The organism is Magnetococcales bacterium (assembly GCA_015228815.1).
In the GTDB taxonomy this organism is placed as follows: Bacteria; Pseudomonadota; Magnetococcia; order Magnetococcales; family UBA8363; genus UBA8363.
In genome coordinates this window covers 1-11,202 of the sequence record JADGCV010000070.1, presented here as the reverse complement: position 1 = coordinate 11,202, position 11,202 = coordinate 1, and the positions used below count along the sequence as shown (strand labels likewise).

Genomic DNA, 11,202 nt, shown 5'->3' with positions numbered 1-11,202 from the left:
AGGGCAAATTGCCAAAGCGTCGCTGTAACTGGCGGGTTAGGATTTTTGCTTCACCGATCTGCTCACCTTCCCAGAGCATTACTTGATCAAGGTGAGAAATTTTGATGATGTCGCCCGCGACACCCTGGATGAGTGGGTCTATTTTTTAAAAAATTCCGATATCCGTGATGATTTTACGGCTCGTGGACTGAAAAAGGCCAAAGAAAAACTTGATGTCCTGCAATTGCCAGAGATGGAACGCAAGGCCTATGAACGCTATCAGGACGAACTACATGACCAGGCAAGCTTTGTACTCTCCACCTACGGTGCGGGTAAATGGGAAGGTGAGCAGATCGGTGAAGCAAAAATCCTAACCCGCCAATTGAAACGCCGTTTCGGCACTGTACCCGACTGGGCTAGCGAAAAGATCGCCAAAGCAGACTTGTCATCCTTGGAGGACTGGAGCCTTCGTATCTTCGATGCCCAGTCCCTGGACGATGTTTTTTCGGACAAGGCGTGACACCTTTTCCCGAGAACCGTCCATCTCTTTTGGTCCTGCACCGGATGCTGCAACCCATTCATGTCCCCCACCGGGGAAATCAGGACATTTTTCCCCATCGGGTCTTGCAAAGAGATCCATAATGCGTGAAACTCCTCCGACCATTTGGGGTCCAACTTGAAAATCGGCAAGCGTCGTGTCGCCAAACCCGAAGTCAACCATTTTGTCCATCACTTCGTTTGTCGCACCCCTCAAGGCTTTGATTGAGACATGATTACAGTCATTGGAAATCTCAAGGGCGGCTGCGGCAAAAGTACCATCACCTTCAATCTTGCCGTGTGGCTCGCCGCACAAGGACAAAACGTCGTCTGTTTCGACCTCGATCCCCAGGCGACCCTGAGTGATGTCAATGAAGTCCGCATGGAAGAAGGGGTCACCCCGGAACTCAAAATCTTTCGCCCTGACTCCAATCCCACCAAGATCATGCGCCAACACGTCGGCGAAGTCCTGGTCGATGTCGGCGCCTCCAACCTTTGGGCCATGCGTCAGGCCATCGCCATGGCGGACCGGGTCGTCGTCCCCGTCCCCCCAAGCCAGGCCGACGTCTGGTCCACCGCCCGCTTCCGCGACATCATCGCCGAAACCGTCGCCGGCAAAAAAGCGCTGCCGGACATCTACATGTTCATCAACCGCGCCGATACCCATCCCGGCATGCGCGAGGCCATCGAAACACAGGAGGCGCTCCGTACCCTTGCGGGAGTCACCGTCATGGAAAACCGCATCTTTCAACGAACCGCCTACCGACGCTCCTTCAGCGAAGGTCGGGCCGTCTTTGAACTCGGCGGCGACGCCAAGGCGGCCAGCGAAACCATGCAACTGGCCCAAGCCCTCTACCCCGAGGCCCACAAACAACCCAGAAAAACTGGCCGGGGTTGACAAGAAAAACAGAAAAGAAAACTTGATGATCGGCACTTTGGCGTTACAATGAACCGTGAACCGTGTACGGATACGGTAACAATCATTCTCGGACGACTCGGGAGTACCAGGATTCATGTCGGACAGCACAAACCCCTCGGACACCCCTGCGCAACGTCAGGCCCCCTGCCCCGGCGACCGCCATGACAAAACATTCCGCAACCCCGCCCCCTTCCTCCCGGTCGGCAAATACGAGGAATGCAACGATTGCTCCGGAAAAGTCATCTCCGAATTCGCCAAAAGTTTCGACAAAAGCGCCCGCCGCTGGGAACTGATCGTCTACCCCTCCCTTTTCGCCTTCATCATTCTCGCCATGTACGGCTTTTTCCTGATCTTCAGCCTCACCCAGGACATCCGCATCATGGCCTCCTCCATCGATCCGCAGATGGGCTTCAACATGGGGTCCCTTTCCTCCAATGTCGGCATGCTCGCCAACAACGTCGAACTCATGTCCACCCACCTCGAATACATCAGCGACAACATGGAAACCATGTCGGTGGACATGCAAAACATGGCCGACAACATCGAAATGATGAGCAACAAGATCACCTTCATGGCCGGATCCATCGGCAACATGGAAAACAGCGTCCTCGGAATGAACAAAAGCATCGTCGAAATGAACGCCTCCATGAAGGGAATCACCCGCAAACTTGATTCCCTCACCCCCATCGAACACAACCTTCAAGGCATCACCCAGGCCGTCAACGCCATGACCGGCGCCGTCCACGTCATGAGCTACGACATGAACGGCGCCACCCGCCCCATGAGTTTTATCAATAGATTCATGCCCTGGTAAATTTCAGGTTTTCGTTCATGATGCGACATTGATTGGCCCCATTTCTTCCTTGACAAAAGGCAGGAAGTGGTGAAAATCAGGCAACCATCACTATAAATTTTCAGCAGTTCATGCTCATCACCGCTGCGTCCTCCGTCGTCTCCCGGCCAGAGTTCCCGCACCCTGGCCTTCGGGATTGCCGATTCTTCGGTCAACATCCCGCTGTGGAAAAGGAATCTGTTCATTCATGAACATTCATTTTTTTCTGCCTGCCGCCATCAGAAAATCGGTCAGTGGCAAAATAACCCTTTTTTCTGGATTTCTTGGAACGGTCATCCTGATTGGCATGGGTCTTGTCCTGATTTCCGCCATGGAACAGGGGCTTGATGAACAAAACCGGAACAGTATCGAAATGGTCGCCCAGACCGCCGGGAATGGTTTGCAGGCGATCATGCTGACCGGCAAGGCCTCCATAGCCAACAATTACATGGAAATGCTGCAAAAGGTGGAGGGACTGGAAACCCTTCGCCTGTTCCGTGTCGATGGCAGCGAAGGGTTTCGCCTGAAGGACGAAGGAAAAAGGATCGATGATCGTTACAAGGAGGACCTGGAGCAGGCGGTCAAGGAACAAAAGGAGGTGCGGCTTGTGACCGATGGCAGCGACGGGGCCCGCCGTTTGACGATTCTCGCGCCGCTTCTCAACCGCAAGGAGTGTCACCATTGCCATGATCCGGAACAACCGGTCCGCGGAGTATTCCTGTTGGCATTGTCGTTGGCGCGGAATGACGTCCTGGTCGAAAAGGCGCGTCTGTTTTCCACGGGCATCGTATTGGTGTCCGTCCCCCTGTTGATTCTGTTGATCCATCTGGTGATGGTGCGCGTGGTGCAACGACCGCTCGACCATCTGAATACCGCCATCGACCGCATTTCCCTGGGGGACCTGACCCATTCCCTGCCCTTGCCGCCGGAACCTCATGACCATCTGGGACGCATCGCGGTGGACATGAACCGGATGACCGCGCGCTTTCGCGCGACGATCCGCCAGGTGTTTCTCCAATCGAATTCCATGGCCGCCTGTGTCAATGACCTGATCGAGGTGCGCGACGGGCTGGCGCGGGATTCGATGAACAGCTTTGAACTGTCGCGCCAGACGGCCCGGGACCATGAACAAGTGAACGCCCAGGTGACGACGATCCGGGAATCCGTCGAGGACACCGCGGCCCAGATCGGAACCATTTCCGCCGCCACCGAACAACTTTCGGCCAACATCAGCGCCATCGCCGCCGGGGCGAATCAGGCCAGCGCCAACATCAACACCATGGCCTCGGCAGCAGAAGAGATCACCGCCAATCTGGCCGGAGTGAACGAAAGCATGGCCTCGGTGGACCGTTCCGTCTCCACGGTTGCCATGGCGGTTCGCGGCGTCAACGATTCGCTGGATCAGGTGCGGCAGCGTTGCCGCCATGCCAGCCGCGAATCGCGACAGGCCAACGAAAAAGCCCAGGGGACGCATGCGGTCATGGACCGCCTGGCGCAATCGGCCACCGAAATCGGCGAGGTCGTCAACGTGATCAGCCACATCGCCGAACAGACCAACATGCTGGCGTTGAACGCCGCCATCGAGGCGGCGGGGGCGGGCGACGCAGGCAAGGGATTTGCCGTGGTTGCCAACGAGGTGAAGGACCTGGCACGACAAACGGCGGACGCCACCCGGATGATCGCCGACAAGATTCTGGAAATCCAGGGCAACACCCGCGAGGTTGCCGCAGCCAATAACGACATCACCGGATCGATTCGGCGCATCGACACTGCCAATGCCGAAATCGCGCAATCGGTGGATGAACAGGCGGAAAGCATCAACGAAATCGCCCGATCCATGAACGATGTCACCCATGCCGCGGGCGAGGTGACGCGGAGTTCCCAGGAATTGAACGTGGCGGCCCAGGATATTGCCCGTTCGGCGCTCGAAGCCTCCAACGGCGCCCAGGATGTCGCCCGTGCCGCATCCGAGGCGGCAACCGCCGCCGGCACCCTCTCCCGGCAGACGGAACAGATTCACGCCCTGACCGTCACGGTGTCCGGATCCGCCGGCGAGGCCGCCGCGTTTACATCGAGCGCCAACCACAAGGTCCAGGAAATCCATCGTACCCAGGCCCTGGTCAACGGCGCCATCCATCACACCGCCCTCCTGATCGATACCGTGGCAGTCCCCGGAAAAAAACTGGCCCGTTCGGTCCAGGATTTGACCATGACGCCGGAACCCTTCGCCGTCGAAAAAATAAAACTGGCCCATCTCAAATGGCTCGGAAAACTGGAAAACGTCATCCGCGGTCGCTCCGACCTCAAACCAGAGCAGGTGGCAAGCGGCAGGGAATGCGACTTTGGCAAATGGTATTACAGTGATGGATCCGCCCGTTTCGGCCATATGGCCATTTTTCAGAAGGTGGGTGAAGTCCATTTGCAGGTGCATGAGGTGGCCAGAGAGACCGTCCGTCTGGTTGCCGATGGCGATGTGACGACCGCCGAGAAAAAAATGGACGAATTCAGCGCCGTCAAGGATCGGTTGTTCGATCTGATGGATGATCTGTATCTGGAGGCCGGTGACATTGCCTGAAATACATGTCACCGCCAACGAATCGGGAAGGAACTGACGGGCGCCTTCCCGAACCCATCCAAGATCTGCCGACACAGAACCACGGAGACATCGACGTTGCAATCACACCTCCGATTTCCTGTCGCAATGCTCTGTTTTTTCGTCCTTGCGTTTGTCATTTCACGGTGGGTCTCCATCAGTCATGATTCCACCGTCAAGGCAGGTGACAACTCGTCCTACGATCGCCATCACGACTTTGGAACCAACGAAAAAATTCTGGACCTGGGGATTCAACCCCTCTGGCTCCCCGCCGGCATCGTCGCCGAGGTGATGAAACGGGACCGTCACCTCCGCCGGGAACTGCGGAAACTGGGGATGGAAATCCGTTTCCATCCGTTTTCCAAGGGGGCCGATGTCAACCGGTCGCTGCACTCGGGCCAGCTGGAAGGGGGAATGGGCGGCGATATGCCCACCATTTCCGCCTGCGCCAATGGTCCCGTCCGGGTCACATCCCTGATGGATATGAACTTCACCGCCATCGTCTCCCGTGACTTCATGGTTCTATCCGATCTTCGTGGCCTGCGGCTGGGATATGCCTTTGGTTCCAACGCCCATTACATGCTCCTCTCCGCCCTGGAACGCAATGGCCTGAACGAAGCGGACGTAACCCTCGTGTCCATGGATGCCCCCGACATGCTCCCCGCCCTCGAACGGGGAGACATCGAGGCCTTCAGCGCCTGGGAACCCATCACCACTCTGGCGACGCAGCGCCATGGTTTCAACGTCATTCACAAGTTTCTCTCCACCGGCTACCTCTACTTTGCGCACACCTTCGCCGAACGCCACCCTGAAGCGGTCGAGCGCCTGGTCGCGGCCCAATTCCGGGCACTGCGCTGGCTGGAACGTTCCGAGGCCCATCTTTCCCTGGCCGTTTCCTGGTCCACCCGGAGCATACACAACTTTCTGGGAAAAGAATTTGCACTTACCGCCAACGAAATGAAACCGATGGCGCAAAAGAGTCTCCGCCATCTGTGGTCGCTGCCCCTGTTCCCGCGGAATGGCATGGCCAACGACGGACATCTGGAACAGGCGACCCGGTTTCTTGGGCGGATCGGCAAGATACCGCCCCATGCCACATGGACCTCGATAAAAAATTGTTTCCATCCTGAAACGGGAGAACGAATCCTCAAGGACGCCAACCTTCACCATCTCGATGTTTTCGACATTCATGGAGTCCTCCCGGAATGACACCGACATTCACCCACCCCCGTGCCGCCCGAGGGACCATCCCGGCCATCGTCAAAACTTGGCTCGGGGGAAGATGGAATCTGGGAACCCGTCTGATTCTGGGATCCGGCGTGCTTTTTCTGGCAGGCATGGTCCTGATCGTTCATGGATTCATGATGGGCATCCCATGGACCCCATTGCAGGGGCGCGTCCAGCAGCAACGTACCGAAACGCTGCGTCAACTCGAACTGATCGCCAATCTGCACAAGGAACAGATCGAGGCGTGGTTGTTGGAAAAACAGAAAGATATTGGCGCCATTGCCAGCAATCGCACGGCGTTCGACGAACTTGCCGTCTCGTTTGCCGACCCGACCGATCCCCAGGCATTTCACTACCTGCAGTCGATCGCCGCGAGCTACCCCGAGTTCGAATTGTTGGAGTTGATCAATCTTTCGGGAGAAACGATCATTTCAAGCATCGATGGATCAGTACGTCCCCTGATTCGCGATCGGTTTGTGGACAACGTGCTGCTGGCCAACGAAAGCTATACAGGGCGGGCCATCTTGATGCCGGGAAGAACATGGCCGCTTTTCCGGGTCGGCCATCCCATTCACGACCGAAAAGGAAATGCCGTGGCGATTCTTGTCGCCGCCATCAATCCCGACAGTCTGCTCGATCGACTCCTGGACACCGGAAAAAGTCTGGGAGAAACCGGTGAGGCAATTCTGGTCAATGATACGGGCCTATTGTTGAGTACCGTGAAACATCCACTGCCCGGTGGACATTTCCCGGAACCGATGAAGCATGAAATCAAAGCCGCTCCGGCCATTCTGGCGGCGACCGGTCACGAGGGGTTCATCGAAACCCAGGATTATCGTGGTGAACCGGTCATGGCCGCGTTCCGCCACATTCGCATCAATCCCGTATGGGGCATGGGGCTGGTCGTCAAGGTGGACCGCAAGGAACTGATCGCCCCCCTGGAACGGGAAGTCACGGGCATCATCGCCACAAGCCTGATCCTTTTTTTTCTGCTGATCGTGTCGAACACCGTCATGATTCGCAAACAGACCCGTCTGTTGCACACCTTGAGCCAGACGGCGGGCCGCTTCTCCGAGGAAAATCTGTCGGTACGCACCCAAATCGCAGGAGATGACGAAGTCGGCATCCTCGGTCGTTCCTTCGATCGCATGGCCCAACGGATACAGACAGCCATGGAGGAAATCACCGCGGAGATGATCAGACACCGGCAAACCAGTCAGGAATTGTCCCAGGCCAACGATGAATTGAAGGATTTCGCCTACATCGTCTCCCATGACCTTCGTTCACCCCTGCTCAGCGTCCAGGGGTTCACCGAGGAATTGCAGATGGACCTGGAAGCCCTGGAACGATCGATCACCGGGGTCATGGCACGAAAAAACGAAGAACACCCCGTCGCGGAAAAGGAAATTACCGAACTTCTACACACGCGCATCCCCGAGGACATCCGGTTCATCCGCTCCGCGACCACCAAGATGGAACGGCTGGTCAATGCCATCCTCACCCTGTCGCGAATGGGCCGGACGGTACTCAAATTCGAACCCCTGGACCTGCACACCCTGGTCGAAAACAATGTCAACGCCCTGGGATTTTCCGTCAAGGAAAAGGGCATCACCATCACCATCACCATCGATGCGCTCCCACCCCTTGTTTCGGATCGTTTTGCCCTCGAACAGATCATCGGCAATCTGCTTTCCAACGCAATCAAATACCTTGAACCGCACCGTCCCGGGATCATCCGCATTCACGGGGAAACACACCAGGACACGAAAACGGTCACCCTGTGCATCCAGGACAATGGACGGGGAATCGCCACCACGGACATTCCCAAAATATTCCTCATGTTCCAAAGGGTCGGGCGCCAGGACACCTCTGGCGACGGCATCGGCCTTTCCTACGTCCGGACCCTGATACGCCGCCTCGGGGGAACCATTTCCTGTGAATCGAGTCTTGGAGAGGGAACGGTGTTTCGATTGACAATCCCTGCGATTCATACGAATATTAAACACTCTTGATGGAGGTCTTTCTTCATGAAGGATATGCAACCGGTCACCATCCTGATGGTGGAGGACGAGGATGCCCATGCCGCCCTGATCGAACGCAATCTGCGTCGTGGCGGAATCATCAATCCGATCGTCCGCCTGCGCAATGGGCGTGAAGCGATCGACTATCTTCTGGGCCGCGGCAGCTACGCCGGACACAAACGCCCGATTCACCTGCTTGTGCTGCTCGACCTGAACATGCCGGAGGTCGATGGCTATCAGGTCATCCGGGAAATGAGAAACGACGAAGAATGCCGTGTCGTTCCGATCATCATTCTGACGACCACCAACGATCCGCGCGAGGTGCAGCTTTGTTATGAATTGGGATGCAACAATTTTGTCAACAAACCGGTCGAACCCGCCTCCTTTGCCAAGGCCATCCAGGGAATGGGGATCATGATCAACATCATGTCCTATCCATGCTGTCCATGATCACGGTTTCACCCGACAGACACAGACCACGCATCCTCTACATGGAGGATGATGCCGCGCTCGCCTATTTGGTGGAACGCCGCTTGACCCGATCCGGTTTCGAGGTGGTCACTGCCCCGGACGGAATGTCCGGACTCGAACGATTGCGGGAGTCCTTTTTCGATATCGTGGTCCTCGACTACAAAATGCCGCATATCGATGGTCTCGGGGTCCTGGCCAGGCTGATGGAAAACCCGCAATCGCCGCCCGCAATCATGGTTTCGGGATTTGGTTCTCTTGAAATCGCCATCGAGGCGATGCAAAGGGGGGCCAGCGATTATGTGGTCAAGGAGTCGGGAAACAACTATCCGGAATTGTTGCGCGGCACCATCGAACGGGTGTTGGAAAGGCAGCGGCTGATCCAGGGAAAAAAGAACATCGAAGCGGCCCTGGTGGAAAGTGAACGCCAGTTTCGTTTCATCGCCGATTCGGCGAGCGACGCCATCCTCTCGGCCAACGAGGAGGGATGTTTCACGTTTTGGAACCGTGGGGCAAGCGTCATCTTCGACTATCGCGAAGAGGAAGTTCTGGGTCGTCCCCTGACATTGTTGATCCCCGAACGCGATCATGAGGCCCATGCACGCGCCCTGGCCCGGGTGCGCGATACCGGAGAGATGAAGCTGGCGGGACAATTGCTGGAGTTGACCGCCCGACGCAAGGATGGGACGGAATTTCCGTTGGAGCTGTCTCTTTCTTCCTGGATGGCCAACGGCAAACGGTTTTTCTCGGCGGTCGCCCGGGACATCACCTTGCGCAAGCAATCGGAACAACGGACCCAACGCCTGTTGCAAAACCAGATTCTCATCAACGCATTGTTGCAGTCGGTAACCTCGCCGCATTCCCTGGACGAACAATTACAGGTTGCCCTGGATCTGGTGTTGACGGCGAGCTGGCTTGCGACGCTGAAAAAGGGGGTCATTTTTCTCTACGATGAAGAGCAGCGGCAATTGGTCCTGAAGTCGCAAAGGGGCATTCTCTCCCCCCTGATCCAAACCTGTGCCCGGGTCGTCGAAAAACAGTGCCTGTGTGGTCTGGCGATGTCCACCAACACCATGATCTTCGCCGATTCCCGCGATGAACGACATACGATTCGCTGCGAAGGAATGTTGCCCCACAGTCACTATTGCGTTCCGATCGTGGCGCGGCAACGGTTTCTCGGGGTGTTGAACGTCTACATGCCCAAGGATCATGTCCGCGATCCCGAGGAGGAAGAACTGCTCAATACCGTGGCCAATACCCTGGCGGGGATCATCGAACGCAAACAGTTGGATGAACGGTTGCAACAGGCCATCATCGCCGCGGACAAGGCCAATAGCGAAAAAAGCCGCTTTCTGGCCTCCATGAGCCATGAAATCAGGACGCCGATGAACGTGGTCCTGGGAATGTCGGAACTGTTGCTGGAAACGCCACTGAATCAGGAACAGCGTCAATATGCCCAGACGATGCATTCCTCGGGCAAGTCGCTCCTCGGTGTCATCAATGACATTCTCGATTTTTCCCGCATCGAGGCGGGCAACATTCTTCTGGCCCAGGAACCCTTTTCACCGCGCCAGGTGGTGGAAGAAACGGCACAATTGATGCAAATGTCGGCAGCCAAAAAAGGCCTGGTCCTCGGAGTGGAGATCGATCTGGGCATTCCCGAGGCAGTCTTGGGTGACGATGGCCGCGTGCGACAGGTTTTGATCAATCTGGTGGGCAATGCCATCAAGTTTACCCATGAGGGACGCATCGATCTTCTCCTGGCCCGTGATTCCCGAACCGCCGATACCCTCCTTTTTCGCATTGCCGACACCGGCATCGGCATTGCCAAAGACCAGCTCGAACATATTTTCGAGCATTTCACCCAGGCCGACGCGGGCATCACACGACGTTATGGTGGCACGGGACTGGGACTGGCGATTTCCCGCAAGCTGGTCCGGCTGATGGGGGGAGAAATCAACGTCGAAAGTCGCCCCGGGGTTGGCAGCGTGTTCCAATTCACCCTGCCTGTTCGCACGGCCCTGGTCACCCCATCCCTGGAGACACCCCCTCCGGGGATGGGATCTTCCACGGCGATCCGGCCACTGCGAATCCTGTTGGCAGAGGATACCGAAGAAAACTGCATGATGTTCGAGGCCTTTCTGGCGCACACCCCCTATCGGCTGGTGATCGCCAACAATGGAAGGGATGCGGTGGCCCAGGTCGAGAACAATAGGTTCGACCTGGTGATCATGGACGTGCAAATGCCCGTTCTGGACGGCTACAGCGCGACCCGGATGATTCGCCAATGGGAACGGGAGCAGGGTCTTTCCGCCATGCCGATCATCGCCCTTTCGGCCCATGCCATGGAGGGAGAACGGGAGCGCAGCCTGGAGGCGGGTTGCACCATGTATCTTTCAAAGCCGGTGCGAAAAAAAGTATTGCTGGATGTATTGCTGCAATTCGCGACCCAACCACCGGACACAATTTTGAAAAACCCTGTCATGAACATTTCCCCGGAGGATTGACGGTGGCTGAAATTGTTCACCCCCATGATCGGTTCCTGAAAGCGTTGCTCTCCAACCCGGAGACGGCGGGCACTTTGCTGCGGGAACGTCTGCCCAGGGAAATCGGGGAGGTCCTTTCC

9 protein-coding genes are annotated in these 11,202 nt (G+C 56.7%); all 9 read left to right on the top strand.

Annotated features, from left to right (window positions below; genetic code table 11):
* Nucleotides 1-82: 82 nt before the first annotated feature.
* A complete protein-coding gene (locus tag HQL76_17425; protein MBF0110951.1) occupies nucleotides 83-499 on the top strand; it encodes a DUF4351 domain-containing protein in 417 nt (138 codons plus the stop codon).
* A gap of 249 nt (nucleotides 500-748) precedes the next feature.
* Complete coding sequence (locus HQL76_17420; protein ID MBF0110950.1) at nucleotides 749-1,414, top strand: AAA family ATPase; 666 nt, start codon at nucleotides 749-751, stop codon at nucleotides 1,412-1,414.
* A gap of 115 nt (nucleotides 1,415-1,529) precedes the next feature.
* The gene (locus tag HQL76_17415; protein MBF0110949.1) at nucleotides 1,530-2,249 is read left to right on the top strand and encodes a hypothetical protein; all 720 of its coding nucleotides are present in this window, start codon (nucleotides 1,530-1,532) and stop codon (nucleotides 2,247-2,249) included.
* A 226-nt stretch (nucleotides 2,250-2,475) separates the two neighbouring features.
* Nucleotides 2,476-4,842: a CZB domain-containing protein gene (locus tag HQL76_17410; GenBank protein ID MBF0110948.1), complete on the top strand. Its 2,367-nt coding sequence runs from the start codon at nucleotides 2,476-2,478 to the stop codon at nucleotides 4,840-4,842.
* Nucleotides 4,843-4,968: 126 nt separating this feature from the next.
* The gene (locus tag HQL76_17405; GenBank protein MBF0110947.1) at nucleotides 4,969-6,069 is read left to right on the top strand and encodes an NrtA/SsuA/CpmA family ABC transporter substrate-binding protein; all 1,101 of its coding nucleotides are present in this window, start codon (nucleotides 4,969-4,971) and stop codon (nucleotides 6,067-6,069) included.
* Nucleotides 6,066-8,099 (top strand): sensor histidine kinase, encoded by a 2,034-nt coding sequence (locus tag HQL76_17400; protein ID MBF0110946.1) that lies wholly within the window; start codon nucleotides 6,066-6,068, stop codon nucleotides 8,097-8,099. The genes HQL76_17405 and HQL76_17400 overlap by 4 nt, the downstream gene beginning before the upstream one ends.
* Nucleotides 8,100-8,114: 15 nt before the next feature.
* Nucleotides 8,115-8,558, top strand: coding sequence for a response regulator (locus HQL76_17395; GenBank protein MBF0110945.1), 444 nt, complete (start codon nucleotides 8,115-8,117; stop codon nucleotides 8,556-8,558).
* Complete coding sequence (locus HQL76_17390) at nucleotides 8,546-11,083, top strand: response regulator (protein ID MBF0110944.1); 2,538 nt, start codon at nucleotides 8,546-8,548, stop codon at nucleotides 11,081-11,083. The genes HQL76_17395 and HQL76_17390 overlap by 13 nt, the downstream gene beginning before the upstream one ends.
* Before the next feature lie 2 nt (nucleotides 11,084-11,085).
* The coding region (locus HQL76_17385) for an Rpn family recombination-promoting nuclease/putative transposase (GenBank protein ID MBF0110943.1) at nucleotides 11,086-11,202 on the top strand (117 nt) is incomplete at its 3' end.

Bases quoted from the DNA above. Each gene is read 5' to 3' on its own strand.
- HQL76_17420 (MBF0110950.1), top strand. From the start codon at position 749: ATGATTACAGTCATTGGAAATCTCAAGGGCGGCTGCGGCAAAAGTACC.
- HQL76_17415 (MBF0110949.1), top strand. From the start codon at position 1,530: ATGTCGGACAGCACAAACCCCTCGGACACCCCTGCGCAACGTCAGGCC.
- HQL76_17410 (MBF0110948.1), top strand. From the start codon at position 2,476: ATGAACATTCATTTTTTTCTGCCTGCCGCCATCAGAAAATCGGTCAGT.
- HQL76_17405 (MBF0110947.1), top strand. From the start codon at position 4,969: ATGCTCTGTTTTTTCGTCCTTGCGTTTGTCATTTCACGGTGGGTCTCC.
- HQL76_17400 (MBF0110946.1), top strand. From the start codon at position 6,066: ATGACACCGACATTCACCCACCCCCGTGCCGCCCGAGGGACCATCCCG.
- HQL76_17395 (MBF0110945.1), top strand. From the start codon at position 8,115: ATGAAGGATATGCAACCGGTCACCATCCTGATGGTGGAGGACGAGGAT.
- HQL76_17390 (MBF0110944.1), top strand. From the start codon at position 8,546: ATGCTGTCCATGATCACGGTTTCACCCGACAGACACAGACCACGCATC.